Annotated in this window: 18 protein-coding genes and 1 pseudogene; 12 read left to right on the forward strand and 7 right to left on the reverse strand. The window is 59.6% G+C overall.

From position 1 onward, the window contains the following. Nucleotides 1-43 precede the first annotated feature (43 nt). Nucleotides 44-463 (forward strand): annotated as a pseudogene (locus tag BVH03_RS02530) (MBL fold metallo-hydrolase RNA specificity domain-containing protein); the annotation flags it as partial. A gap of 122 nt (nt 464-585) precedes the next feature. Here the strand turns inward: BVH03_RS02530 and BVH03_RS02535 are convergent. Next, nucleotides 586-3678: an autotransporter domain-containing protein gene (locus BVH03_RS02535; RefSeq protein WP_083639982.1), complete on the reverse strand. Its 3093-nt coding sequence runs from the start codon at nt 3676-3678 to the stop codon at nt 586-588. A 991-nt stretch (nt 3679-4669) separates the two neighbouring features. On the opposite strand from BVH03_RS02535, the gene BVH03_RS02540 reads away from it, so the two are divergent. The 10 genes from BVH03_RS02540 to BVH03_RS02585 all read left to right on the forward strand — a co-directional run bounded on the left by BVH03_RS02540 (nt 4670) and on the right by BVH03_RS02585 (nt 16383). Continuing rightward, nucleotides 4670-5956 (forward strand): Wzz/FepE/Etk N-terminal domain-containing protein, encoded by a 1287-nt coding sequence (locus BVH03_RS02540; protein ID WP_075959736.1) that lies wholly within the window; start codon nt 4670-4672, stop codon nt 5954-5956. 307 nt (nt 5957-6263) lie between these two features. Then, on the forward strand, nt 6264-7436 hold the full coding sequence (locus BVH03_RS02545) for an O-antigen ligase family protein (protein ID WP_075959738.1): 1173 nt from the start codon (nt 6264-6266) through the stop codon (nt 7434-7436). Between the two features lie 10 nt (nt 7437-7446). Further along, nucleotides 7447-8649: an oligosaccharide flippase family protein gene (locus BVH03_RS02550; protein ID WP_075959740.1), complete on the forward strand. Its 1203-nt coding sequence runs from the start codon at nt 7447-7449 to the stop codon at nt 8647-8649. After that, the gene (locus BVH03_RS02555) at nt 8650-9432 is read left to right on the forward strand and encodes a glycosyltransferase family A protein (protein ID WP_075959741.1); all 783 of its coding nucleotides are present in this window, start codon (nt 8650-8652) and stop codon (nt 9430-9432) included. After that, nucleotides 9432-10514, forward strand: a complete 1083-nt coding sequence (locus tag BVH03_RS02560) for a glycosyltransferase (protein WP_075959743.1) — start codon at nt 9432-9434, stop codon at nt 10512-10514. The genes BVH03_RS02555 and BVH03_RS02560 overlap by 1 nt, the downstream gene beginning before the upstream one ends. Before the next feature lie 27 nt (nt 10515-10541). After that, a complete protein-coding gene (locus tag BVH03_RS02565) occupies nt 10542-11693 on the forward strand; it encodes a glycosyltransferase family 4 protein (RefSeq protein WP_075959744.1) in 1152 nt (383 codons plus the stop codon). Between the two features lie 2 nt (nt 11694-11695). After that, the gene (locus tag BVH03_RS02570) at nt 11696-12637 is read left to right on the forward strand and encodes a UDP-glucose 4-epimerase family protein (protein ID WP_371915334.1); all 942 of its coding nucleotides are present in this window, start codon (nt 11696-11698) and stop codon (nt 12635-12637) included. A 46-nt stretch (nt 12638-12683) separates the two neighbouring features. Continuing rightward, on the forward strand, nt 12684-13697 hold the full coding sequence (locus BVH03_RS02575; RefSeq protein WP_256574603.1) for a glycosyltransferase family 4 protein: 1014 nt from the start codon (nt 12684-12686) through the stop codon (nt 13695-13697). Continuing rightward, the gene (locus BVH03_RS02580; protein WP_075959747.1) at nt 13694-14269 is read left to right on the forward strand and encodes an acetyltransferase; all 576 of its coding nucleotides are present in this window, start codon (nt 13694-13696) and stop codon (nt 14267-14269) included. The genes BVH03_RS02575 and BVH03_RS02580 overlap by 4 nt, the downstream gene beginning before the upstream one ends. Nucleotides 14270-14454: 185 nt before the next feature. Then, nucleotides 14455-16383: a nucleoside-diphosphate sugar epimerase/dehydratase gene (locus BVH03_RS02585; RefSeq protein ID WP_083639988.1), complete on the forward strand. Its 1929-nt coding sequence runs from the start codon at nt 14455-14457 to the stop codon at nt 16381-16383. Between the two features lie 61 nt (nt 16384-16444). Here BVH03_RS02585 and BVH03_RS02590 read toward each other — a convergent pair whose 3' ends face one another. From BVH03_RS02590 to mnmC, 6 genes are all read right to left on the reverse strand, one after another. Beyond that, nucleotides 16445-16711, reverse strand: a complete 267-nt coding sequence (locus BVH03_RS02590) for a LasR-specific antiactivator QslA (RefSeq protein ID WP_075959749.1) — start codon at nt 16709-16711, stop codon at nt 16445-16447. Further along, nucleotides 16704-16979 (reverse strand): hypothetical protein, encoded by a 276-nt coding sequence (locus BVH03_RS02595; protein ID WP_075959750.1) that lies wholly within the window; start codon nt 16977-16979, stop codon nt 16704-16706. The genes BVH03_RS02590 and BVH03_RS02595 overlap by 8 nt, the downstream gene beginning before the upstream one ends. Before the next feature lie 540 nt (nt 16980-17519). Then, complete coding sequence (locus BVH03_RS02600) at nt 17520-18710, reverse strand: osmoprotectant NAGGN system M42 family peptidase (protein WP_075935000.1); 1191 nt, start codon at nt 18708-18710, stop codon at nt 17520-17522. Nucleotides 18711-18974: 264 nt separating this feature from the next. Beyond that, nucleotides 18975-20717 carry an N-acetylglutaminylglutamine synthetase gene (ngg, locus tag BVH03_RS02605; RefSeq protein WP_075959751.1) on the reverse strand — a complete coding sequence of 581 codons (1743 nt, stop codon included), beginning with the start codon at nt 20715-20717 and terminating at the stop codon, nt 18975-18977. A 131-nt stretch (nt 20718-20848) separates the two neighbouring features. Further along, nucleotides 20849-22618 (reverse strand): N-acetylglutaminylglutamine amidotransferase, encoded by a 1770-nt coding sequence (locus BVH03_RS02610; RefSeq protein WP_075959752.1) that lies wholly within the window; start codon nt 22616-22618, stop codon nt 20849-20851. Between the two features lie 326 nt (nt 22619-22944). Continuing rightward, nucleotides 22945-24903 (reverse strand): bifunctional tRNA (5-methylaminomethyl-2-thiouridine)(34)-methyltransferase MnmD/FAD-dependent 5-carboxymethylaminomethyl-2-thiouridine(34) oxidoreductase MnmC, encoded by a 1959-nt coding sequence (gene mnmC, locus BVH03_RS02615; protein WP_075959753.1) that lies wholly within the window; start codon nt 24901-24903, stop codon nt 22945-22947. A 148-nt stretch (nt 24904-25051) separates the two neighbouring features. Between mnmC and pap the strand changes: the two genes are divergently transcribed. Beyond that, nucleotides 25052-26545 carry a polyphosphate:AMP phosphotransferase gene (gene pap, locus BVH03_RS02620; protein WP_075959754.1) on the forward strand — a complete coding sequence of 498 codons (1494 nt, stop codon included), beginning with the start codon at nt 25052-25054 and terminating at the stop codon, nt 26543-26545. Nucleotides 26546-26613: the final 68 nt, after the last annotated feature.

The raw sequence follows: 26613 nt of genomic DNA on the forward strand, positions 1-26613 counted from the left end.
AGAAACCGACTGACCCCGCCTGCCCATCATCCTCGACCCACCCCTGACCAGCAGCGCCCGGCCCGCCATCGTTATCGCCGGCAACGGCATGTGCTCCAGCGGCCGCATCGTCAATTATCTGAAGGCGATGCTCGGCGACCCACGGCACGACGTGCTGTTCGTTGGCTACCAGGCCAGGGGAACGCCCGGCCATGCCATCCAGCGCTTCGGGCCGCGCAATGGCTATGTGGAGTTCGATGGCCAGCGCTATGACATCCGCGCCGCTGTGCATAGCATCGGCGGGTATTCGGCGCATGCCGATCAGGCGGGGTTGGTCGAGTTCGTGACGGGGATGGGGCAGTGGCCGAATGACATTCGGCTGGTGCATGGGGAGGTGGCGGCAAAAGCCGCACTGCAACGAGTGTTGCTGACGCGATACGCCCAAAAAGGACTATCGCTGCATTTCAATGCAGAAGGCACATAGCCTGGACGCCGCAGACATCGGCAAAGCTTTACCTTGAAAAAGCTACTCGATGAGTTCGGGCTGAATACCACTCGAGGCAAAGCTGCCCAGAGCGATCACCCAGCCCGATGCTGCATTTACGGTCAGAAGCGGACAGTCACCCCCGCATTAACCGAATGGAAGCGAGTGTCGGAGCCGAACTGCCCTTGATAGGACAGGCCAAGGTCGGTCTGCCGATTCAAGCGAAGCTTCGCGCCAACTTCGGTCAGGGCCATGTCGCGAGTTTGCGCAACGCCTTGTACTTCGAAGCTCGGACCGCCCGCAAACGACTGGTCGCTTCGCGGATCCAGATCACCATAGGCACGTCGCCATCCCAGTGAGCCGTAGACCTGCGTATCGAGGTTCGCGACACGCGTGTGGGTCGATGCGCGCAGGCCCACTGTCGAGAAGACGGTATTCTGTTTGTCGCTGGAAACATCCAGAGCGGCCGCTCCACCTTTTTCATGCAGGTCGTCGGCATCGTAGCGCACGTAGGAAAGACCGACGAAAGGCTCCAGCACCACACTGCCAACCGGCAAGCGGTAGGCTGCCTCACCGTTCGCTTGCAGCGACTGGGCGTCGCGTTTGCCGGTCAGGCGATCGCTGAATCCGGCAAACGCAACATTGCGCTCGCTCTCCAGACGGTGCCAGGTGTAACCAAGGTCGGCACTGAGGCGCAGGGCATCGATCTCGCCGCCGGTATACAGGCCCAGGTGATAGTTGTCGCTGTGGCCCTCGGCATTACGCTTGTCGGCATCGAAACTCGAGCGGCTGTAACCACCATAGACACCGCCACGCCAATCCGGGGTAAAGCTACCGTCGGCACCGAACAGCAAGCCGCCCGTGCTCTGACGCAGGCCATCGGCGCCTTTGTTACCGCTTACCTTGGTCCAGTTGCCGAATGGCTGCACCCAAGCGCCGTTTTCGCTGGGTGGCGTGCTGGGCATAAAGCTCAGGGCCATGGCTGGCAGGCGCACAGATCCGCTGTCCAGCAGATTACGCACGCGAGTCCCTACCACGCCTGACACCATCTGGCTGTTGGCAATCAGCGCGGTCGAGGTGCTGCTGAGAGAGTCGCCTGACAGCTGATCTGCTGCGTCACGCGCACTTTCGGCATCCAGAATCAGCAGGTTGTTGTAGAGGCGCAGCGATTCGCCGCTTTGCTCCAATACACTCAGTGCGCCGGCAGTATTGAACTGGTTTTCAGTCAGCATGACTGTCTGAAAGATACCCAGAGAGGGTTCTGGGGTCGGCGTTGGCGTTGGCGTCGGAGTAGGTTCAGGTGTTGGTGTTGGTTCGGGAGTAGGTGTCGGTGTCGGTGTCGGTTCGGGAGTAGGCGTCGGTGTCGGCTCTGGAGTCGGCGTCGGGGTCGGTTCGGGAGTAGGCGTCGGTGTCGGCTCTGGAGTCGGCGTCGGGGTCGGCTCAGGAGTTGGCGTCGGAGTGGGTGTCGGTGCTGTACTCTTTTGCTCGATGGTCAGATTCAGATCATTGGCAGTACGCTGCAGCCCGACGTTCAGGAACGCCGAATTGGTAAACGCCTGGGCATAAGCGGTGCCTGCAGCGGCGCCATCAACCAACCCGCCTTGAGCTGAGAGCAAGGTATAGGTTCTGCCACTCTGGTAACTCTGCGCGGAATCCAGGGCCGTCACGTTGACCTGCGTGCCACGCAGGGTAGCCGTGCCGCTCACGTTGATCCGATCTGCGCCGCCATTGCCGGCAATATCCGCGGCGTAACGCGAGCCGGCGGCCATGTCGAGGTCGCCCTGTATGGCCAACGCACCGATGGCACTTTCACCGGGCGATAACGTACCGCCGGCGGCTACTTCGGTAGTGCCCACTTGACCGACGCCGGCCAGAACGCCTCCGTCCAATACCTGGGTCGTGTTGGTATAGACCCCGAATTGATTGCGCCCCACGGTACCGTTCACCACCAGGGTGCCGTTGCCGACGTTCAACCGCGAAAGACTTTGGGTGGTAGCCGTATTGCCGCGCTGATTGACCTGGTCGACATCACCCGATAGCACCAGTCGTCCGCCGCGTACAACCACGCTACCGGCCAGCCCGGTAAGGTCGCCGCTCAGAGTGGTATTGCCGTTGAACGCATACACGCGGCCCGTTCCGCTCACGGTGTTGGCCACTTGGAGATCGGTGTCCGTGTGGTTGAACGCCAGATGCCCGTTGCTGGTGCCGAAACGGATGGCGGTTTGCGGGTCCAGCCGGCCGGCCGCCTGAGCGGCTCCGGCGGTGACGGAATCGATGTCGGTACGGGTAGGGTCGGCCACCACCGAGCCACCCACCGACAGCGTACCGCGTGTCGCACTATTGATATCGTTTATGGTGCTGATGAGGATGCCGTTGGTGGCGCTCAACTCGGCGCCGTCCGATAGTGTCAGGTACGTGCGGGTGGTGCTGGTGCCGAGTGTCATGCTCTGGGCCGCAAGGCGTGTGCCTTGTCCGGAAACAGTCACCTGATTGCTGCGGCTGCTGACGGCCGAGCTCAACAAGAGTGAATTGGTCGTCAGTACGGCACCACTTTCGAGCGTCAGATCGTTTCTGTTCCTGAAAACCCCCGCGTTGTCCCAGCGGGTTCCCGCATCGGAGAGCTTGACGACGGAGTCGATGTCTACCTGCTGGCTGTTGATCTTGCCGCCATCGTTGGCCGTTACACTCGATCGGTAGACGAATACCCCACCAGCCTCGAGGTTGACCGCGTCGACCAGGGAGTTTTGGCCGCTCACCAGCAGCTGCGCGTTCGAAAAAGCATTGGAGCGCGAACCGTTGACTTCGCCCAGATCCAGATCCCGCACCGATACCTGGCCGCCGTTTCGCACGGTCAGGTCGCCTTGACCGACGCCACCGACAACGATGGTGTTACCCAGCACGAATGGTGTGCGGGGCACCACCCAGCGTGAACCCGCGCCGTCGACCACGACACTGGCCTGGGCCGGATTGACCCCCGTGCTGGTGGGTTGACCAACAATGCTGCCACCTTCACTGGTCAAGGTTGCGCCATTGTTGATAGTCAGGCTGGAGGTGTTGCCGTCGGTTGACCGGACGTTGACCGAACCATCGATGACGCGGTTACTGCTGAAGGTTTCCTGGGCATCGGTGAGCGTGTAGTCCGCTGCCTGAGCCTCTGGAAGCAGTGCGAGCGTAATCGCAAAAGCAAGAGGGGATATTCTGAATAAGGGGTTCATAGCGGCTCCAGATACTCCATAAAGGCCACAAGGGTGGCTGCCGGCCCAGAAGGCCAAGGCGTTTCCGTTAGGCAGGTTGCTAACGACGGGAGTATCAGGAGGCGCAATCTTGGTGGGTATAGTACGCATGCACTAACGCCCGCACCCCATAGAGCTGGGAGCAAGGCAGGGGCCCTAGCACCTGCGCGAACGATGACCCCTGACGCGTCCGTGCAATCGCATCGCAAGCAGTCGAGCACTGCACGACGGGGTGTAAGGCGACATCTCGTAGCGCTGGTCAATTTCGTGACGGGGATGGAGCAGTGACCGGAGGAGATTGCCTCGGCGCGCGGCGAGGAGGGCGCCAAGGCGTCATCGATCCGAACCTTGCTAGACGCTTGCGCGCGCGGGTTGATTCTGTGCTTCACGCCACCGCGTATGCGGCGGCGGAAAAACAACGCGAAAATATGAAGATTTGTTCACATTAATGGTAGTGGATTGGCAAAGAATGGTTAGAATGCGCGCTCGATAGGGCAACGGCCTGCCCACGTCAATGCTGTTGATTTGGCATCAGGCCGATCCATTCAGTACCAGATTTTTGAAAAGTACTCCGATTGATGCGAGTCAGCGGTCATTCGGGGCGCGATGCCACAGCTTGCAATGCGTTGCAGGTTTTACAGGAGTGTAGTGAAGGCAACGATTGCCGGATCCGGTTATGAGAATGTTCAACCCAGCCCTATCGGCGCCCAGCCGCCCGTATAACGAGTGTGAACCTGCCGACGCCATTTTGAGTGGGCGGGTTTTGCTGCCGTGCCTATCAGCACTCGCGCGCTCCGGGCCTTTGTGCCACCGGCCGCTTCAACCTTTGTCTCCCCGGTCGCCCGCAGTGGCATCCTCGCCATCGGCATGACGTACCGACCTGAATTTATCATCTGCGCAGCACGCCAATGCGATCGCGTTTTTTCGTGCCTCGAATTTCTCTTGCCCGTCTTGAAACAGGATGACTGAGCCCATGTCGCAAGTCCCAACCGCCCGTTCGCAGAACGACGAAATCGATCTCGGCGAGCTAATGCGCGCACTGTGGGAGCGCAAAAAGCTGATCATCGGCGTCGCCGCCGTTGTCACGCTGTTGGCCGTTGCATATGCATTGTTGGCAACCAAGTACTACCGGACCCAGAGTATCCTGCGGCCTGTGGCGATGAACGTGCTGGATGAGCTCAACGCGTCTGGCCTTTATACACTGACGCCCGAAGAAGCGTTACAGCGAGTTGGTGCAGGTATCAGCTCCTACGAGTATCGCCTGGAGTACTTCAATGCCAACCAGGAACTGTTCGGGCCGGACGCCATGAGCGATGGGCAGACGCCTGAGCAGGCACTGAACCAGATCATTGAAGATTTCGAAATCCTCCGGCCTGCCGCCAACCGTACGGATGGAGGATTTTCCTACGTGGGCCTCGCTTACACCTATCCGTGGGGTGTGAAAGGCGCGGATATCGTCAATGGGTTGATCCAATACGTCATTCAGCAGGAGCGTGCCGCGCTGGCTGAGGATGTAGAGGTGATCATCCGTAACCGCCTGGCCAAACTGGAGCAGCGTATGACTGCCGAGCGGGCCGCGTATCAAGCGGACAAACAGGCGAAAATTGCCTCTCTTTCCGAAGCTGACGCCTTAAAACGAGCCCAGCTCGAGGACGAGCTGAATTCGTTGCGCAAGGAGCTGCGTACACGCCGTGATAACCGCATCGCTCAGCTGAACGAAGCCATCGTGATTGCCAAGTCACTGGGTATCGAAAAACCAAGCACGCCGTCTACCCTCGCCGATAGCGCGCCGGTATCCGGTTCGGGCAACGTCATTCGCACTGAAGTCAACAATCAGCAGATCCCCTTGTACTTCATGGGCACTGAGGCGCTCGAGGCAGAACGCAATGCGCTGCAAAAGCGCCGGTCGGATGAGTTCACCGAACCGCGTATTGCCGAGATTCAGGCTGATTTACAACGGCTGGAGCGAAATCGCGAAGTGGAACTGCTCAAACAGCGAGCCGATGAGGACGTATACATCGAGAACTATGCCAAGTGGAGCCAGGAAGCTGCAGAACTCAAGGGGCTGAACCTGAATTTGTCCAATCTCGACCTCGTCAGTGTAGATCGTCAAGCCGTTTATCCCCGCTCGGCGATCAAGCCGAAGCGCGCCCTGGTACTGGTGCTGGGGATTGCCCTAGGTCTCATGTTGGGCGTCTTTATCGCATTGGTTCAGGTTCTTACCAGTAATGATCGACCCAATCGCGAGCGGCGGATTTAGGCTGATGGAATTGGTGCATCTCGTATCGGTGTAATTAGGGGCAGTTACAATGTGGCGGGAAGTGGCTCGCCAGCATTACGGCATTCGAAAATGCCTTAGTCGATTTCCTTTAGGCAACTCAGATGGTAAGAGGTTGTGGTAGTGGCATTGCTGTAAGTTGTTGAGTGCATTCTGATACGCTCTTGGTAGCGGGAATACCCACGTGGCAGATGAAGATGTGTTGAGCTGCAGAACTCGCTCCTAGCTGGCAAGAACAAAAAACATAGTTGAGTAGTCGTGTTCATTACCCTAACTGGATGATTGTGGTTTGCCCTTAACTCTTTTCACCTTCGGAATCGCACTGGTTGCTTTGGGCGACCTGCGCAATGTTATCACTCCTCTAGGATACTGGTTGTTTTGGGGGCTGTGGTCTGGACTGTCTTTTATCGTCGCGCTACGGCACTGGGGTTCCAATGCCTTGATGCCAGCTGACATGAAGTATAATGCACCATTGTTGATGGTGATGTTGATGCTCTTGCTGATGATGGCATTTGCGCTGGTCAGCCTGTTAACTTCGAATATGTACAGCTTTTATCAGGCGATCAAAATATTAGCCATTTTTTGGATGGGCTATAATTTTTGCTTGCTGGGTTCATTGTGCGGTCACCGTCAGCAGGTGATCTCCGTTATTGTGGTGTTATTTGGCTGTGTGGCTTTATTTCTTCTATCTAAGTTCTTATTGGTTCGTTTTTACGTCGAGCTTGGCGATGGACGCAGTGGAACTGAAATTTTCTACCCTGGCGTAATGTGGAAAATAGGTGCACTATTTCTGCCTTTAATAATCGCCGCACGGATACAGGATGCAATCGGTAACCTCCTGTTTGTGTGTGCCTGCCTTTGCGCTGGGTTCCTAGTGTTGGTCGATGGCAGCCGGACGGCGCTGCTCTATGTGCTGGCCGTTGGCCTATGGGTATTAATTATTTACCTCAAAGGCAGCCGTTTGACGAGGCTGAAGCTGTTCGCTCTGGCCGGGTTTGCCATCGCCATCTGTGTGACTCCCTTTTATTTGATACAGTCGGAGGGTGCTGGGCTACTGGTTGTCGAACGCCTGATGGAGGGTGACCCAATCCGGATGGCCATGTTGAGCGCCGGTATCGAACATGCTATCGAGTGCTTTCCGCTGGGTTGCGGCTTCGGCACTTCGGTGGCCCATACCGGCGCCGGTACGATGGTCGTTCACAATGCCTATATCGCGGCGCTTGGTGAAATCGGAGTACTAGGGCTAACTGCGTTCGTCTGCGTCTTGCTTATCGGTATGCTCAAAGCGATAGACAGTCGATCCCCGGCAACTTTCATGGTGTTGGTTGGGGTGGTCTTTTTGTTCTCGCTCCACCCCTTCAGCACCGAAATGTCGGAGTGGGGCTGGTATTGGCTGGCCTGGGTATGGGCTGTAGCCAAGCGAGATCCAGGTCTCGAAGCTGTCGCGCAGCGCTCACTTTAAGGCGTCGATGATGTCCACCAAAAAAAATACAGTATTCAATAATGCGCTTTGGCTCAGTGTGGTTCATTTCTCGAGTTATATCATTCCCCTTCTTGAAGTACCCATTTTGGCTCGCGCTCTGGGCGCAGAGGCCTATGGCTCGGTAGTGGTTGCGATTTCGATGGCCTTGATGATGTCCATATTTGTCGAGTTCGGCTTCAACATCAGCGCCGCCAGGGCAGTGGCCTGCAAGTCGCCCAGCGAACATGGATCGATAATCGGCAACGTGCTGGCAGCGAAGTTCGTGCTGTTCCTGCTGGCCACTTGCATTGTCGCCCCGGTGGCCTGGTTCTCTGCGTTCGAGTCGACCTTGATCGCACCCGCCTTGTTGTACTTTTTTGCTTTCGCCTTCAGCCCTTTCTGGTACTTTCAGGGTGTTCAGCAAATGATATTGCCGGCGATGATCAACTTTTTTATGCGGGTTCTTAGTCTGCTGTTGATTTTTTTGATTGTGACTGAGCCAGCAGACGCCGTATTGGCGCTCTATATACTGGCGCTTTGTGGTCTGACCAATACTCTAGTGACAATGGTCATGATGTGGGTGAAGGTCACCTCTGTGACTTTCACCCTAGCCGGGCTGAGAGGCAAGCTAGCAGAAGGCTGGCACGCATTTCTATACCGTAGCTCTGGCGATATGATAGGTACCTTGTCGCCCTTGGTGCTGGGTGCAACGGCAGGCCCATATGCGGTAGGTATGTACACGCCAGCCGATAAGATAGTCAGGGCGGTCGCCTCGCTGCAGACGCCGGTGTTGATGGCGTTCTTTCCCTACCTCTCCAAGGTGATTCATGACTCCCGCCGCGAGTCCTTTTTGTTGGTTGGATCTGTTGTAGGTGCCAGCCTGGTTATCGCGCTGTCTCTGTACTTTCTGATCCCCTATGTCATCGTGCTATTCGTCGGCGAGGGATTCGCGGATGCCATCGTGCTAGCTAAATACCTGCTACTCATCATTCCGCTACGAATGTTCAATCAATCGATTGTCATGGCAGTTTTCATGCCCAGTGGCAAAGACAGGGTGGCCGGTTACCCCATGGCCCTCGCTGTGCTTTGGGTGGCATCGGCAGGTTATGTACTAGCTTCCGGTTTTGGAGCCCTAGGCATGGTCTGGGCACTGATCAGCTGCGAATTCTTTCTCGCTGTCTATTTCTTGATCCTAGCAAGGAGGCTGACTTGAATGATTACTGTGCTAACAGCAACCTACAATCGCGCGCATACGCTAACTAGACTTTACGAAAGCTTGTCGACCCAGGCTGATACGGATTTCATCTGGCTGATCGTCGATGATGGTAGTAGTGATGAAACAGCCCAATTGATCGAGAGCTTTATCGCCTCAAGCGCCATCAATATTGTCTATCTTCGTAAGGCCAATGGCGGTAAGCACTCTGCACTTAACACAGGCGTCGAGTCTTTGTCCGATGGCTGGGTATTGATTGTGGACAGCGATGACGCGCTGGCTCCCCACGCCATTGCGAACATTCGGTCAGCAATCTGCGAACAGTCATCCCGCAATTATGCGGGACTTTGCTTTCGCAAAGCATTTTTCGACGGAAAAGTCGTGGGCCGTGACGATGCATTAAGCCGCGTACGAAAGGAAATGCTTCCCGCTAAAGCAGGTGAGATTTTTCGTGGCGACCTCGCATATATGTTTCGCGTAAAGGTGATCAAAAAGTACTTGTTTCCCATTATTCCTGGCGAAAATTTTGTTCCGGAATTATATATTTGGAACAAGGTCGCCGAAGATGGCGGAGTGTTCTATTACGGTGATCTTGCCATCTACTGTTGTGAGTACTTGGAGGGCGGTTATAGTGCTGGCTTCGAATCCAACTTGCGGCGGAATCCTCTGGGTTTCCTAATTTTCTATGTTTCGCAAATTCGTCGAGAGCCCACCTGGCTTCGCAAATTAAAGTGCATAATTCGGGTCGGCCAGTGCCTGGTGTTCGCATCGAGGCGCAGCTAGTGAATATCTTATTTGTCATCACTGGTTTGGGCGTGGGGGGAGCCGAACGTCAGGTCATGGATTTGACGGGACACTTAGCGTCGCTTGGACACGACGTCACCATCATCAGCATGGTTGGCCAATGCAAGCTATCTGTGCCAGCCGATGTGTATGTGATTAATCTGGAAATGTCTAAGTCGATGGGCAGTTTGTGGCGTGGCTGTCTTAACTATTTGCGGACGGTAAAGCGTGTCCGACCTGATGTTGTACACAGCCATATGGTCCATGCGAATATCTTCGCGAGACTGCTCAGACCCTTTACGCCAGTACCTCGATTGATTTGTACCGCCCACAGCGTGAACGAGGGAGGTGCCCTTAGAATGATGGCATACCGGCTTACTGATCGCTTATGTGACATATTCACCAACGTAAGTGATGCGGCTGTAAGAGCATTCAAAGAGATGCGGGTGGCGCCTTCAACGCGCATTATCTGTGTACCCAATGCCATCGATGTCGAGCGGTTCTCGCCTCCCTCCGATAGATTAGTGCTCAAGGCCGAGTTGGGATTAGCTGGGAAAGACGCTCTCGTTTCAGTCGGGCGCCTTTGCCCTGAGAAGGACTATCCCAATCTGCTCCAGGCACTGAGTATTATCCGGGATTCTGGGCGTAATTTTCACGCCTTGATTATCGGCGATGGCCCTTCTAAAGCCGAACTTTTAGAGATGGTCGAGCAACTCGGTCTGCAGGGCCATGTTTCCTTTCTTGGCATCCGTCATGATGTTGAACGTTTCATGGGCAGCGCGGATCTGTTTGTGCTGCCATCGCGCTATGAGGGTTTCGGTTTAGTGGTGGCCGAAGCAATGGCTTGCTATGCCCCGGTTGTAGCCACTGACTGCGGGGGTGTAGCCGAGGTGATGGGGGGCTTCGGTTCCCTGGTTGAACCTGGGCGACCTACAGCCTTAGCCCGTGCCGTCCTAGCAGCCCTTGATCTATCTGAGAGCGATAGGCAGGCGCAGGTCGAGAGTGCGAGAGAGCATGTCGTTGAGCGTTTCGGCCTGGATCGAGTGGTCGAACGGTGGCTTAGCCTTTATAAGGCTGGATAATTTGTTAAATTTTTGGCGGTAAATGATATGCGGGTCGCGTTGATTGGAACTACTGCAGGGTGCGTCATTAATTTTAGGGGGGATTTGATTCGTTACCTTTCCGATCTGGGGTGCGTTGTTTACGCTTTTGCCATTGATTATGACGCCGAGACCTCACGACTAGTCGAAGAGCTGGGCGGTATCGCTGTCTCCTATAACCTTGATCGTACGGGGATCGCCCCAGTTGCTGATATTGTCAGCACGCTACGATTGGCCAAACAATTGAGGGCTTTGAAACTCGACCTGGTATTTTCGTATTTCACCAAGCCGGTGATATTTGCCACGGTTGCCGCCAAGCTGGCAGGGGTGCGACGACGAGTGGGTATGCTGGAAGGGCTAGGGCACTCCTTTACAAAAACTCCTAATGGGCCTTCTACCAGTGCTCGGCTGGTCAAGCTGATTCAACTGTGCCTGTATAGCCTTACCTTTCCTTTGCTTGAGCGATTGATCGTCCTCAATCGTGATGATGCCAAAGAGCTCTCCGCCTTCAGGTTTTTGCGTTGTCCGCAGGTCAGCGTATTGGGCGGTATAGGCGTCGATCTGACAGTGTTCGAACAAATGCCTCCGTCTGGTCAACCCACATTCATTTTTGTCGGGCGATTGTTGGCTGAAAAGGGGATATTCGAGTACGTCGGTGCTGCCAGACTCCTCAAAGCCAGATTTCCCCAAGCTGAATGTTATCTGCTTGGCGCCGAAGATAAATCCAACCCCGGTAGTTTGAGTTCGGAGCAGCTCAGCGAGTTGGTCAAAGATGGCATCGTCAATTATGTTGGCGAGGTGGACGATGTGCGTCCATGGTTGAGCAAAAGCTCGGTATTCGTATTGCCTTCCTACCGTGAGGGCGTTCCGAAAAGTACTCAGGAAGCACTGGCGACCGGACGGGCCGTGGTAACAACGGACGTCCCAGGTTGCCGGGACACTGTAGTCGATGGCGTGAATGGGTTCTTGGTCGCTCCGTGGTCTGCCCAGGCACTGTTCGAAAAAATGGTCTATTTCGTTGAGAACCCTGAGGCTATTTTTTCCATGGGTCGCGCCTCGCGAGAGCTAGCAGAAAAAAACTTTGACGTAGTCAAAATCAATGAACACCTCGGCACTCTTTTATTGGGTAGTGCGCAAAACCTAAATAGGCCGTTCAAATGATAATGTTGACAGGCGCGGCTGGGTTTGTTGGGGCAGCACTCCGGAAGAGGCTCGTATATGAGCGCCGTGCTTTGAAACTTGTGCTTCGTCGTGCAGACCCTGTTATCAGTAACGCATGTTCTGTTCATCTGGCTTCTGACTTCAGCGATGCTTCAATATGGGCGGGAGCGTTCGAGGATGTGGACGTGGTTGTTCACGGTGCGGCTCGCGTTCATGTGATGAACGACACGGCTGCCGATCCGCTCGTGGAGTTTCGCAAGGCCAATGTCGATGGCACCCTGAGCCTGGCCAAGCAGGCTGCCGCAGCGGGGGTACAGCGTTTCATCTTCATCAGTTCGATCAAGGTCAATGGTGAGGGTACTGAGCTGGGCCACCCTTACCGCGCGGATGACACGCCCGACCCTCAGGATCCCTACGGCATCTCCAAGATGGAGGCCGAACAGGGCTTGCGGGCGCTGGCAAGCGAGACCGGTATGGAAGTGGTGATCATCAGGCCGGTGCTCGTTTACGGCCCCGGCGTGAAAGCCAATTTCCGTAGCATGATGAGTTGGTTGCGCAAGGGTATCCCGCTCCCTCTGGGCGCCACGGGAAACAAACGTAGCCTGGTGGCCGTGGATAACCTGGTGGACCTCATTGTCACCTGTATCGATCACCCCGCGGCGGCCAACCAGACATTCCTGGTCAGCGATGGTGAGGATCTATCCACGACGCAACTGTTGCAGCGCATGGGCAAGGCGTTGGGCCGGCCAGCCAGGTTGTTGCCGGTTCCTGCCAGCCTGCTGCAAGCCGGCGCGGCAGTATTGGGTAAACGCGCCATTGCACAGCGGCTCTGCGGCTCCCTGCAGGTGGATATTGGTAAAACCCGTGAGCTATTGGGTTGGGCGCCGCCTGTTAGCGTCGATGATGCATTGCGCAAAACCGCCCGAGCTTTCGAGGCTGGCTGACCGGCAATACCCACCGTGATTGGTAGGGGTTAGGAGAAGTTACTTGTTGATCATCGTGTTGCTGGTCATTGCCAGCCTGTCGTGTTTGCTGACCTGGTTGTTGAGGCGTTATGCACTGGCGAGCAGCCTTATGGATATTCCCAACGCCCGTAGCTCTCACTCGATACCCACGCCGCGTGGTGGTGGCGTTGCCATCGTGCTGTGCTTTATTTTCGCAGTGCTTGGCCTGGCCATGCTTGGCCAGATAGAGAGTACCGTAGCGTTCGCCTTGTGTGGCGCGGGTGGGCTGGTGGCCGTGATCGGCTTTCTTGACGATCATGGGCACATCGCCGCCCGCTGGCGTTTGCTCGGGCATTTTGCGGCTGCCGGCTGGGCGTTGTTCTGGCTGGGCGGGCTGCCGGCGATCAGCCTGTTCGGCACCCTGGTCGATCTCGGCTGGTTTGGCCACCTGCTGGCAGCGATCTATCTGGTCTGGTTGCTCAATCTCTACAACTTCATGGATGGCATCGACGGTATCGCCAGTGTGGAGGCTATTTGCGTCTGTATCGGCGGCGCGTTGCTGTATGCCTGGCTTGGCGATACCTACGGCGCACTGCTGACCGTGTTGTCCCTGGCTGCTGCGGTGCTTGGCTTTCTGATCTGGAACTTTCCACCGGCGCGCATTTTCATGGGCGATGCCGGCAGTGGTTTCTTGGGCATTACGCTTGGCATTCTCTCGCTGCAGGCCGCAGCGGCGTCGCCTGAGCTGTTGTGGGCCTGGCTGATATTGCTCGGCGTTTTCATCGTCGACGCCACCTACACGCTGTTGCGGCGGCTGTTGCGCGGCGATCGCGTTTACGAGGCCCATAGAAGCCATGCGTATCAGTATGCCTCACGTCATTGCGGCCGCCATTTGCCCGTCACCTCGGCGGTTACCGCCATCAACCTGTTATGGCTGCTGCCTATAGCTCTGTGGGTCGGCTTCGGTGGCGTGGACGGTGCCATCGGTTTGTTGATCGCATATCTTCCGCTGGTTTCTCTGGCAGCCAGGTTCAAGGCTGGGGCATTGGAGTTAAAATGAAAAACACATTGCTGATACTGGGCGCTGGTGGGCATGGTAGGGCCGTCGCCGAAGCGGCTTTGCTCTCCGGACATTGGCAGGCCATCTGTTTTCTGGATGACCGATGGCCGGGTTTGAGCGAGCTTTACGGCATAGCAGTGGTCGGTAAACCGGACGACCTTGCCGCTCACGCCAGCGCCGGCGGTGCAGCGATCGCCGCTGTCGGCAACAATGCGTTGCGCGAACGATGGAGCCAATTGATCGAGGCTGCCGGGCTGCCTCTTGCGACGGTCATTCATCCGCGAGCCTTCGTCAGTGACGATGCCGAGGTGGGCCGCGGTGTCGCGGTAATGGCCATGGCGATGGTCGGGGTGGGTGCGGTGCTCGGGCAGGGTGCTATCGTGAACGCCAACGCAACCGTTGATCATGACGCGGTGCTGGGTGACTTCGCCCACCTGGGCGTTGGCGTACAGTTGGCGGGAGGAGTTAAGGTAGGTGCCAGGGCCTGGCTACAGGCCGGCTGCTGCGCTGGTTATCATGTTGTCGTCGAGGACGGCGCGCTGCACGCGCCTGGGACGGTTTTACAGGATTGAATAGCGCGTTCTATCTGAACATTCAGGACGTTTTGGAACTACTTGCGCTGCCAGCTTTACCCTGGCAAAAGCGCGCTCCAGGGATATGAGGTGTTGTTTTGTTGAGGTTCGCTGAGCTGCTGCGTACGCGTTTGGTACGGCTGCGCCGTCGCCAAAAACGGCTGATCCAGGTTGCCATCGACGTGATGTTGGTATGGGCTGCATTGTGGCTGGCCTTTGTCGTTCGCCTGGGGGATTTCAACGAAATCTACCCGCTTGACGGCCACCTGTGGCTCTTCGCGCTGGCGCCACTGATTTCCATCCCCCTGTTCATACGCTTTGGCATGTACCGCGCCGTGATGCGTTATTTCGGTACCGAGGCACTGATCGCCATCACCAAGGCGGTCTCTCTCTCGGCACTGATTCTGGCATTGGCGATCTATTGGCATCAGGATGCGCGGGCGGTGATTCCCCGTTCCATGGTGTTCAACTATTGGTGGTTGAGCATTATGCTGATCGGCGGGCTGCGCTTGGCCATGCGCCAGTTCTTCATGGGTCATTGGTTTGCAGCCGACCAGCCCTTCAAGTTCAGTAGCCGCGATGCGGGTGCCCCCGCAGTGGCCATCTATGGCGCTGGTTCAGCTGGCAACCAATTGGCTGCATCCCTGCGAATGGGCCGCTCGATGAGGCCTGTCGCGTTCATCGATGACGATTCGAATATTTCCAATCGAATCATCGCCGGCCTGCGCGTTTATTCACCCAAGCACATCCAGCAGATGATCGATGAAACGGGAGCCGTCGAAATATTGCTCGCACTGCCATCGGTATCCCGCACGCGCCGTCGTTCCATATTGCAATTGCTCGAAAAATACCCGCTGCACGTACGCTCGGTTCCCGGCTTCATGGATCTGGCCAGCGGCCGGGTGAAGGTCGAAGATGTGCAGGAAGTCGATATTGCCGACTTGCTCGGGCGCGATGCCGTACCTCCGCAACGCGAGTTGTTCGAGCGGTGCATTCGTGGCCAAGTGGTGATGGTAACCGGAGCTGGTGGCTCGATCGGCTCCGAGTTGTGCAGGCAGATACTTGGATCCGGCCCTAAAACGCTGCTGTTGTTCGAGCATAGCGAATTCAATCTCTACGCCATTCATGGCGAGCTGGAGCAGCGGATCCGTCGTGAGTCGCTGGCAGTGCGTCTGGTGCCGATCCTAGGCTCGGTACGTAACCAACAGCGCCAGGTCGAACTGTTGCGTGCTTGGGATGTGAATACCGTTTACCACGCTGCCGCTTATAAACATGTGCCCATGGTCGAGCACAATATCGCCGAAGGCGTACTGAATAATGTGCTGGGTTCGCTGCATACGGCCCAAGCCGCATTGAAGGCTGGTGTCGAGCATTTCGTATTGATTTCCACCGACAAGGCCGTGCGGCCCACCAACGTAATGGGCAGTACCAAGCGCCTGGCTGAAATGGTGTTGCAGGCGTTAAGCCGCGAAAGCGCCCCCGTGCTGTTTGGCGACAAGGAAGGTGTGCATCAGGTCAACAAGACCCGTTTCACCATGGTGCGTTTTGGCAATGTGCTCGGTTCTTCGGGGTCGGTGATCCCGCGGTTCTACGAGCAGATTCGCAAAGGCGGCCCGGTTACGGTTACCCATCCCAATATCACGCGTTATTTCATGACCATTCCCGAAGCGGCCCAATTGGTGATTCAGGCCGGTTCCATGGGGCAGGGCGGCGATGTGTTCGTGCTGGACATGGGGAAGCCGGTGAAGATCGCCGAGCTGGCCGAGAAGATGATCCACCTGACCGGCCTCAGTGTCTGCACCGACAGCAACCCCAGCGGTGATATCTCCATTGAGTACACGGGGCTGCGTCCGGGTGAGAAGCTTTATGAGGAGTTGCTGATTGGCGACAACGTGAGTCCGACCGAGCATCCGATGATCATGCGTGCCAATGAGGAGCATCTGCCGTGGGAGACTTTCAAAGGGACCATGGCCGATCTGCTTGGAGCTGTGGAGCAGGATGACTATGATCGGGTCCGTCAGCTGCTGCGTGCCACGGTGTGCGGTTATACCCCAGAGGGTGAAATCGTCGACTGGATGCACCAGCGCCGTGCTGCTAACAAGCCAATGGAGTAATCAATCAAGGCTTGGTCAGTGAGTAGCGATACCCACGGCTAGGTGGGTATCGCCCAAGGCTCTACGTCTTGTCCGAAAGGCTTACGCCTTGATGTAAGCGGCTCAGAAACCCCACTTCAAAGGCACGGCGTTGTATCTCCGCAGGTATCTCTTCCCGTTCGAAAATCAGGGCGGCCCATAACCAGTTTCTGCGGTTGCCGGTCAGCCAGGCCTGGACCGCTTGAACGCCCTGGTTGAAGGCGGGGCGGCAATCCTGCGCCCAGGCGATAGTCAACCCGGGGTGGCCCTGGTAGCTGGGCAGCGTGGTGGCGATGATTCCCTTATTCATGGCTGCTTCTTCCCTGAAGCTGGGACAGTGCCCTGCGGTACAGCACTACCAATTCGTCCAGCAGGTCATTGGCGGCCAGTGTTGCCAAACGTATTCGCAGCCGGTCGGTGCTGTGCTCTGCATGGCTGGTGAGATCTTCCAGTAGCTCTCGCAGTAGGGCGGCACGCAATTCGGCATCGCCTTGAGCGTTTTGGGCTTGGTAGTCGGCGGCGGGGATTGGGCTTGGGCGCCTTGGAAATGGCAGGACGCGACCTTGCGGATTAGCCATGGCACACCTCCTTCATGGAGGTTTCGACAGGTGCTGGTTGGGCAAGGAGGTGCCCTTGCATAAAAGCTGGATAGCGCATTTTCCTTATGCTCCTTGGTTTGGTTAAGGAGCCGTCACCGCCGTTGCTACGCGGGAATGGTGACGGACCGCACGGGGGTAGCAAACCGGAAACCAAGGGAACCGGCCAGGCCGAAGCCTGCCCCGTACGGCCCGCCATAGAAATGCGGTAGCACGGTAACGGGCACCGGCTAGGCAATTACGACGCACCGCGTCTTGGTTTCTCAGGTTGCTACACCCGGCCACGGTACCAACCGTGACAGCGGCACTTTAGCTTGCAGGATGGAAGGTGGCAACCGCTGAGGCGCCAGATAGAGCGGGTGACAATCACAAAGTGTCGGTAACGGGCTTCCAGTAGAGGTGGATGAGCCACCATCGCTGGAGCTGCATGTTACGAGGTGAGGAGGCCTGGGTACCGCCGTGCTTGGCCCAGGCCGGGAAACGCAACTTATCGCCGTTATCGGCTGATGGCGCTGCAGAGCTTTAACTTTCCTTCTCCCGATTCCCCACCAAACTATCAACCGTCGGCACCCGCGTCTCCGGCTCCATCTGCGCGTCATGTTCCAGCTGATGGCTGAAGCGCTCCAGCGAGCCGTTTTCCGGTTGCGCATCGCTGGCGAATACCGGTGGGCTGAGCAGGTAGGCGCCGAGCAGGCGGGAGAGGGCAGCGAGGCTGTCGATGTGTGTGCGTTCATAACCATGGGTAGCATCGCAGCCGAAGGCGATCAGCGCGGTGCGGATGTCATGGCCGGCAGTGACGGCTGATTGTGCGTCGCTGTGGTAGTAGCGGAACAGGTCGCGGCGCACCGGGATTTCGTTTTCGCTGGCCAGGCGCAGTAGTTGGCGGGACAGGTGATAGTCGTAGGGGCCGCCGGAGTCGTGCATGGCCACGCTGACGGTGTGCTCGGTGGAGCGCTGGCCGGCGGCGACCGGGGCGATGTCGATGCCCACGAACTCACTGACGTCCCAGGGCAGCGCAGCCGCCGCACCGGAGCCGACTTCTTCGGTGATGGTGAACAGTGGATGGCAGTCGATAGGCGGCTCCTGGCCGCTTTCCACCACCGCCTTCAGTGCCGCGAGCAGGGCGGCGACACCGGCCTTGTCGTCCAGGTGGCGGGCGCTGATATGGCCGCTTTCGGTGAACTCGGGCAGCGGGTCGAAGGCTACGAAATCGCCCACCGACACGCCCAGGCTTTCGCAGTCGGCGCGGCTGGCGACCAGGGCATCGAGGCGCAATTCGACGTGATCCCAGGAAATCGGCATCTGGTCCACTTCGGTATTGAAGGCGTGCCCAGAGGCCAACAGCGGCAGAACGCTGCCGCGGTAAACACCGTGGTCGCTGAACACGCTGACCCGGCTACCCTCGGCGAAGCGGCTGGACCAGCAGCCCACAGCGGTCAGGCACAGGCGACCGTTGTCCTTGATCTCACGCACCATGGCACCAATGGTGTCCAGATGCACGGAGACGGCGCGGTCCGGGCTGTCACGACGGCCCTTCAGGGTGCCACGAATGGTGCCGCGCCGGGTCATTTCGAAGGGGATGCCGATTTCCGTTAGGCGCTCGGCGACATAGCGCACGATGGTGTCGGTGAAACCGGTGGGGCTGGGAATGGCGAGCATTTCCAGCAGGACTTTTTGCATGTATTCGAGATCGGGTTCTGGAATTTGCGACATGGGCTCTCCATCTAGGACGGGGCTGGCCGCCGGGGCGTCTGTCTGCGGTGATTGCGTGACGCCTGTCGACGGACGGAAAATTGCGCTGTGTTACATCCTGACCTGTATTTGCCGATAGGGTTTCAACCCTGAGGGGCGGCGTTGTGAGGCCTTATTGCTTGGCGCCGGGCCGGCGCTCCTGCGCGCGAGCTGGGGTAACCAGAATCGCGCAGGAGCCGCGACCCGCGGCGAGTGGGGCAGCACCGCGGTACCGGCAAGCTTCAGTCAATCCCCAACGCCATGGCTCAGCGGAAACAGTAGGTCGATAAAACGTTCTGCGGTCGGCTGCGGTTCATGGTTGGCCAGGCCGGCGCGCTCGTTGGCTTCGATGAACACGTACTCGGGCTGATCCGCCGCAGGCACCAGCAGGTCAAGGCCCACCACCGGAATGTCCAGCGCACGGGCAGCTTTGACGGCGGCATCGGCGAGCGTAGGGTGCAGGATACCGGTGACGTCTTCAAGGATTCCGCCGGTGTGCAGGTTGGCGGTTTTGCGCACGGCCATGCGCTTGCCCTGGGGCAGCACGCTGTCGTAGTCGTAACCAGCGGCGTGCAAGGTGCGCAGGGTTTCGGCGTCTTTGGGGATACGGCTTTCGCCGCCGGTTGCCGCTTGGCGACGGCGGCTTTGTGCGTCGATCAGCTCGCCAATGGTATGGCGGCCATCGCCAAGGATTTCTGCTGGGCGTCGGATTGCCGCCGCCACTACTTCGAAACCGATGACCACGATGCGCAGGTCGAAGCCTTCGTGGTAGCTCTCCAGCAATACACGTTCATCGAAGGGGCGGGCACGTTCGATAGCGGCCTGCACATCGGCAGGCGTACGCAGGTCGACGGCAACCCCCTGGCCTTGCTCACCGTCCACCGGCTTGACCACCAGACTGCCATGCTCGGCCAGAAACGCCGCGTTGTCTTCGGCGCTGCCTGCCAGGCGCTGCGCGGGCAGGCTCAGGCCGGCACGGCTGAGGGTGCGGTGGGTAAGGCGCTTGTCCTGACAGAGAGTCATGGTCACGGCGCTGGTCAGGTCGGTCAGCGACTCGCGGCAGCGGATGCGTCGGCCACCCTGGCTCAGGGTGAACAGGCCGGCTTCGGCGTCGTCGATCTGCGCATCGATGCCACGACGACGGGCCTCGTCGACGATGATGCGCGCATAGGGGTTGAGCTTGTCGTCCGGCCCTGGGCCGAGGAACAGCGGCTGGTTGATGCCGTTCTTGCGCTTGATGCTGAAGGTCTGCAGTTCACGAAAGCCCAGTTTGGCGTACAGCTTCTTGGCCTGGCCGTTGTCGTGCAGCACTGACAGATCCAGGTGGCTGAGGCCGCGGCTCATGAAGTGTTCGACCAGGTGCCGCACCAGCACTTCGCCCACGCCGGGGCGGCTGCAGGCCGGGTCGACGGCCAGGCACCAGAGGCTGCTGCCCAGTTCGGGGTCCTGGTAGGCCTTCTGGTGATTGAGGCCCATCACGCTGCCGATCACTGCGCCGCTGTCTTCATCTTCAGCCAGCCAGTAGACGGGGCCACCCTGGTGGCGCGGAGTGAGCTTCTCGGGATCGAGCGGCAGCATGCCGCGGGTCTGGTACAGGCAGTTGATCGCCTGCCAGTCGGCCTCGGTTTGCGCGCGGCGCACGCGAAAGCCGCGAAAGCCGCGGCGTGCCTGGCGATAGTCGCTGAACCAAAGGCGCAATGTGTCGGAGGGGTCGAGAAACAGCTGCTGCGGGGCGTGGGCCAGCACCTGTTGCGGCGCCGCTACATAGAGTGCGATATCGCGCTCGCCGGGCTGCTCGCTGAGCAGCTCTTCAGCCAGCACTGCTGCGTCCGGAAAAGTGTGGCCGATCAGCAGACGGCCCCAGCCACAATGGACGATTTGCGGTTGGCTGATGCCGTCGCCGTGCTCCTCGGCAAACCGTGCCTGCAGGCGCTCGTAGGAGGGGGACTGGCCCCGGAGAAGGCGTTGGTTGTGGGCAGTGGCTCGCATTGAAGAATGTTCCTTTGCTTACGCATGGCCGGCATTGCCGGCTATCGGTTGGCCTGTCTGGTAACCCGCGGCGAGGCGGATACGGCCATTGCAGTTGGGAGCGGGGGAGCCGTAGCTCCCCCGATTCGTCGTTACAGGCCCTGTTCGCTCAGCCACAGGTTCAAGGCCGCCATTTGCCACAGCTTGGAGCCGCGTAGCGGCGTCAGCTGGCCCTGCGGGTCGGTAAGCAGGCGGTCGAGCATCTGCGGGTTGAAGATGCCGCGATCATGGGCCGGGTCGACCAGCAGGTCGCGTACCCAGCCCAGTGTGGCGCCTTCCAGGTGCTTGAGGCCTGGTACCGGGAAGTAGCCCTTCTTGCGGTCGATCACCTCGGACGGGATCACCTTACGGGCCGCTTCCTTGAGCACGTACTTGCCGCCTTCCGGCAGTTTGAACTGGCCGGGGATGCGCGCCGACAATTCCGCCACGCGGTAGTCAAGGAACGGCGTGCGCGCTTCGAGGCCCCAGGCCATGGTCATGTTATCGACGCGTTTGACCGGGTCGTCGACCAGCATCACCGTGCTGTCCAGGCGCAGCGCCTTGTCCACGGCGGCGGTCGCGCCTGGCTGGGCGAAGTGCTGGCGGACGAATTCGCCGGATACGTCGTCGGTCAGCCAGGCGGGTTGTACGCAGGCGGCGTATTCATCGTGCTCGCGGTCGAAGAAGGCCTTGCGATAGGCGCTGTAGGCGTCGTCCGCCCCGTCGACCAGCGGGTACCAGTGATAGCCGGCGAACAGCTCGTCGGCGCCCTGGCCGCTTTGCACCACCTTGCAGTGCTTGGCCACTTCCCGCGAGAGCAGGTAGAACGCGATGCAGTCGTGGCTGACCATCGGCTCGCTCATGGCGCGGAAGGCCGCTGGCAGCTGATCGAGAATCTCGTTCTCGCCGATGCGCAGCTGGTGGTGCTGGGTTTCGAAGCGCTTGGCGATTAGGTCCGAATACTGGAATTCGTCGCCGCGCTCGCCGCCGGCATCCTGGAAACCGATGGAGAAGGTCAGCAGGTTCTCGACGCCGGCCTCACGCAGCAGGCCGACCAGCATGCTTGAGTCGACACCGCCGGACAGCAGCACGCCGACATCAACGGCAGCGCGCTGACGGATTTCGACGGCTTCGCGCATGCTGTCGAGGGTGGCGTCGCGCCAGTCTTCGAAGGTGAAGTTGGCTTCGTCGGCGTTCGGGCCGAAGTTCAGCGTCCACCACACCTTCTGCTCGACCTTGCCGTTGGTGTCGATACGCATCCAGGTTGCTGGCGGCAGCTTCTCCACGCCGGCGAGAATGGTGCGGGGGGCGGGCACCACGGCATGGAAGTTCAAGTAATTGTTAAGCGCGATGGGGTCGAGCGTCTTGCCGATATCGCCGCCTTTCATCAGGGCAGGCAGGCTCGAGGCGAAGCGCAAACGATCCTTGGTCTTGGATAGGTACAACGGCTTGACGCCCAGGCGGTCGCGGGCGATGAACAGCTGGCCGCTATCGCGCTCCCAGATGGCGAAAGCGAACATGCCATTGAGCTTGGGCAGCAGGTCGGCGCCCCAGGCGTGATAGCCCTTGAGCAGCACCTCGGTGTCGCCACCGGAGAAGAAGCGGTAGCCGAGCCGTTCCAGCTCGCTGCGCAGTTCCGGGTAGTTGTAGATGGCGCCATTGAAGACCATCGACAGGCCGAGATCGTTATCGATCATCGGCTGGCCCGAGGCTTCTGCAAGATCCATGATCTTCAGCCGGCGATGGCCGAAGGCGACGGGGCCGCGGCTGTGGAAGCCGTGTGCGTCCGGGCCGCGAGGGGCGAGGTGGTGAGTGATGCGTTCAACGGCAGCCAGATCGGCCGGTTGGTTATCGAATCGAAGTTCGCCTGCTATTCCGCACATAGTCTATAAAGCCCGCGTATTTCCTGGGCTCTGTTCCTCCTTAACGTCAGTCCGTACCAGTGGTGTACCGGTTCTGAGTTCCAGTGCGCTCCAGGGCGCGCCGGAGACGATCGAGCAGTGAAAAAGCTGCTGCGCGCAACGGTGCGGCGCAGCAGGCTCGAGTTTTTTCGAGTCCCCATGCGCGGCGAACGTTCAATGAAATGGCCGGAAACAGGAAGGTCCCGGCTGCCCGGCAAGGCTGCAATCGCTTCGCGGGCCATGCCCGCGAATAGGCAGGCTGCTTTGTTGCAGAAAATGCGAGGTGGCAGGCGGTACGCTTAGTCCACTTACCCCTTGCGAATCAACTGCCGCAACATGAAGCGGTTGGGGTGGCAGCCTTCGGCGACGTCGATGGGGACCGGCAGCGGTTCGCCTTCCAGCCAGGCGGCGATCAGTTCGCCGGATAGCGGGGCGGTGATTAGGCCGCGGGAGCCGTGGCCGCTGTTGATGTACAGGCCTTGCTGCCAGGGGCAGGGGATCGGCGGTACCTGGCGGGCGTCGCGGGCCAGCACGGCGTAGGCGGTGGCGAACTGCTCGGCGTCGGCCAGCGGCCCGATGATCGGCAGGTAATCCGGGCTGGTGCAGCGAAAGGCGGCGCGGCCCTGCAAGGTGGCCGGGTCGAGGGTGTCAGCGTCGAGGCGCTCGGCCAGGTCGCTGGAGATTTCCCGCAGCAGATCCAGATTGCTGGCGTGCTCGGCGCTGCTTGGCGTGAGGTCGTCACTGTCGAAGTTGAAGCTGGCGCCCAGGGTGTGTTCGCCGTGTCGCACCGGCGCGACATAGCCTTCGGCGCACACCACGGTGCTCAGCCCGGTGCTGCTCGGTGACGCCGGCAATCGGCTGATCTGCCCGCGGATACGCTTGAGCGGCAGATGCGCACTCTGCCGGAAGCGCAGGGTATCCGCCGCGCTGCAGATCACCACTACCGGCGCTTCGGCCAGTATCTCCCGGCCGCTCAGCGCCTGCCATCGGCCGTCGACGTGCTCGAGTGCCAGTGCCTCCTGGTGGCACTGCAGGCGGATTGCCGGATGGTCGAGCAGCTGCGCGCACAGCGCCGGAGGATGCACCCAGCCGGCGTCAGGGTAGAACAAGCCGCCATTGGCCAGGCCGATACCTGCCTGCAATTCGGCCTGCTGGCGGTCCAGCGAGTGCAGCAGTGTGCTCGGGAAGGCGGCGGCGAGCTTGGCCTGGCGCTGGGCTGCGCGCTCGTCGAAGGCCAGTTGCAGCACGCCGCAGTCGTCCCAATCCTGGCCCTTGTGGAGGCATTCGAGCAGCCGACGGGTGTAGCCGAAGCCATCGACGATCAACCGCGACAGCGCTGTGCCATGGGCGGACAGCTTGAGGTACAAGACGCCCTGGGGGTTGCCCGAGGCTTCCTGGGCCGCCGCGCCATGGCGCTCCAGCACGGTGACCTGCCAGCCGCGTTTGGCCAGGCTGGCAGCCGTGGCGCAGCCGGCCAGCCCGGCGCCGATCACCAGGGCGCGTCGCTCGGCGTGACGATGAGCCGGCCGCGCGAACCAGGGCTTGGCTTGGCTGGAAGCCTGCCCAGTGAAGGTGCCGCACATCACTTCCCATTTCTTGCCGAGCCCGGGCACGCGCTTCATGGCAAAGCCCGCTGCGATCAGGCCACGGCGCACATAACCGGTGGATGTGAAGGTGCCCAGGGTGGTGCCTGGCGCGCTCAGCCTGGCCAGTTGCGCGAACAGCTCGGGCGTCCACATCTCGGGGTTTTTCGAGGGCGCGAAACCGTCGAGAAACCAGGCATCGATGCGTGCATCGAGCTGCGGCAGCATGGCCGGTGCGTCGCCGACAATCAGCGTCAGCACCACCCGGCCATCATCGAGCACCAGGCGCTGGAAGCCCGGGTTGAGGCAGCGATAGGCCTGGAGCAACTGCTGGCTGTAGCGCTGCAGGGATGGCCATAGCGCCAGGGCACGGCGCAGATCCGTCTCACTGAGCGGGTGTTTTTCCACGCTGACGAAATGCAGGCGTGCGCCAGCGGGTGCCTGCTCATCGAACCGCTGCCAGGCGCAAAGGAAATTCAGCCCGGTGCCAAAGCCGGTTTCGCCGATCACCAACTGCTCGCCCGGTTGCAAGGCGGCCATGCGTCGCGGCAGATCGTTGTTGGTCAAAAACACGTAGCGCGTTTCTTCCAGGCCGTTTTCCCGGGAAAAGTAGACGTCGTCATACTGGCGCGAGGAGGGCTGGCCCTGTTCGTCCCAGTCGAGTTGTGCGTATTGATCGGCCATGGTCGGGTGTCGGTAACGGGCAGGGCGGCGATTCTAGCAGGGCGAGGGCGCAGCCGTGATGCGTCGGCTTGCTAGCGTCGATCGCCGTCACTTGCGCTGGATGGTGAACGGCTCCTAGTCTGCATGCACCGTTCAGGAAGAGGTGCTTATGTTCGAGTCCGCCGAGATCGACCACGTTATCGACAAGGCCACGTTCGCCGCCGAAGAGCAGGTGCTGCGCGAGGCGTTGCTCGAAGTTCAGTACGCGCTGCGCGAGCAGGGCCGGCATGCGGTGATCATCCTGATCAATGGCATCGAGGGCGCTGGCAAGGGCGAGACGGTGAAGTTGCTCAACGAGTGGATGGACCCGCGCCTGATTCAGGTCAGCACCTTCGACCAGCAGACCGACGAGGAACTGGCCCGCCCGCCCGCTTGGCGCTACTGGCGACAACTGCCGCCCAAGGGGCGTATCGGCATTTTCTTCGGTAACTGGTACAGCCAGATGCTACAGGGCCGGGTGCATGGCGACCTCAAGAAGGATGCGCTCAACGGTGCCATCGAGGGCGCGCTGGGCCTGGAACAGATGCTCTGCAACGAAGGCACGCTGATCTTCAAGTTCTGGTTCCATCTGTCCAAGAAACAGATGCTCAAGCGGCTCGAGACGCTGCAGGACGACCCGTTGCACAGCTGGCGCCTGAGCCCGTTGGACTGGCAGCAATCGAAGACCTACGACAAGTTCGTGCGCGCCGGCGAAGACGTGCTGCGCCGCACCAGCCGTGATTACGCGCCCTGGTACATCGTGGCGGGCGCCGATGCCAATTACCGCAGCCTGACGGTCGGGCGCATCCTGCTCGAGGGCTTGCAGGCGGCGCTGCGTGATAGCGCCGAGCGGGCGCCGTTGCCACATACCACGCCGCTGATGACACGCACCGACCAGCGCAGCCTGCTCGACAGCCTGGATATGCGCCTGAGCCTTGCCAAGGCCGACTACCGCGAACAGCTGGCGCAGGAGCAGGCGCGCCTGGCGCAGCTGATGCGCGACAAGCGCATGCGCCGCCACGCGCTGGTCGCGGTGTTCGAGGGCAATGACGCGGCCGGCAAGGGCGGCGCGATTCGCCGTGTGGCGGCAGCGCTGGACCCGCGCCAATATCGCATCGTGCCGGTCGCCGCGCCGACCGAAGAGGAGCGTGCACAGCCTTATCTGTGGCGGTTCTGGCGGCACATCCCGGCACGCGGCAAGTTCACGGTGTTCGATCGCTCCTGGTACGGCCGTGTGCTGGTGGAGCGGGTGGAAGGCTTCTGCACGCCCGAGGATTGGTTGCGCGCCTATGGCGAGATCAATGATTTCGAGGAGCAGCTGAGCAACGCCGGCGTGGTGCTGGTGAAGTTCTGGCTGGCCATCGACGAGCAGACCCAGCTGCTGCGTTTTCGCGAGCGCGAGAGCAATCCGGTCAAGCGCTTCAAGATCACCGAAGAAGATTGGCGCAACCGCGAGAAGTGGCCGCTGTACCGCGAGGCGGTTGGCGACATGGTCGACCGTACCAGCACCCGCCTGGCGCCGTGGACGCTGGTCGAGGCCAACGACAAGCAATTTGCCCGGGTCAAGGTGCTGCGCACCATCAACGATGCGCTGGAGGCGGCGTTCGAGAGGGATGTGCGATAGGCGCGCTATTTGCAGCTCGAGCGCCTTACTGAAGCCCGGCCAGGGGCGTCTTGATGCGGGTCGGCAGC

Origin of the sequence: Pseudomonas sp. PA15(2017) (genome assembly GCF_001945395.1) — a bacterium.
Taxonomy (GTDB): Bacteria; Pseudomonadota; Gammaproteobacteria; order Pseudomonadales; family Pseudomonadaceae; genus Aquipseudomonas.

Coding starts and splice junctions, on each gene's coding strand:
- BVH03_RS02595 (WP_075959750.1), bottom strand. CDS start 16,979: ATGGCTAATCCGCAAGGTCGCGTCCTGCCATTTCCAAGGCGCCCAAGC.
- BVH03_RS02590 (WP_075959749.1), bottom strand. CDS start 16,711: ATGAATAAGGGAATCATCGCCACCACGCTGCCCAGCTACCAGGGCCAC.
- BVH03_RS02540 (WP_075959736.1), top strand. CDS start 4,670: ATGTCGCAAGTCCCAACCGCCCGTTCGCAGAACGACGAAATCGATCTC.
- BVH03_RS02600 (WP_075935000.1), bottom strand. CDS start 18,710: ATGTCGCAAATTCCAGAACCCGATCTCGAATACATGCAAAAAGTCCTG.
- BVH03_RS02580 (WP_075959747.1), top strand. CDS start 13,694: ATGAAAAACACATTGCTGATACTGGGCGCTGGTGGGCATGGTAGGGCC.
- BVH03_RS02555 (WP_075959741.1), top strand. CDS start 8,650: ATGATTACTGTGCTAACAGCAACCTACAATCGCGCGCATACGCTAACT.
- BVH03_RS02585 (WP_083639988.1), top strand. CDS start 14,455: ATGTTGGTATGGGCTGCATTGTGGCTGGCCTTTGTCGTTCGCCTGGGG.
- BVH03_RS02610 (WP_075959752.1), bottom strand. CDS start 22,618: ATGTGCGGAATAGCAGGCGAACTTCGATTCGATAACCAACCGGCCGAT.
- BVH03_RS02565 (WP_075959744.1), top strand. CDS start 10,542: ATGCGGGTCGCGTTGATTGGAACTACTGCAGGGTGCGTCATTAATTTT.
- BVH03_RS02535 (WP_083639982.1), bottom strand. CDS start 3,678: ATGAACCCCTTATTCAGAATATCCCCTCTTGCTTTTGCGATTACGCTC.
- BVH03_RS02570 (WP_371915334.1), top strand. CDS start 11,696: ATGTTGACAGGCGCGGCTGGGTTTGTTGGGGCAGCACTCCGGAAGAGG.
- mnmC (WP_075959753.1), bottom strand. CDS start 24,903: ATGGCCGATCAATACGCACAACTCGACTGGGACGAACAGGGCCAGCCC.
- ngg (WP_075959751.1), bottom strand. CDS start 20,717: ATGCGAGCCACTGCCCACAACCAACGCCTTCTCCGGGGCCAGTCCCCC.
- pap (WP_075959754.1), top strand. CDS start 25,052: ATGTTCGAGTCCGCCGAGATCGACCACGTTATCGACAAGGCCACGTTC.
- BVH03_RS02550 (WP_075959740.1), top strand. CDS start 7,447: ATGTCCACCAAAAAAAATACAGTATTCAATAATGCGCTTTGGCTCAGT.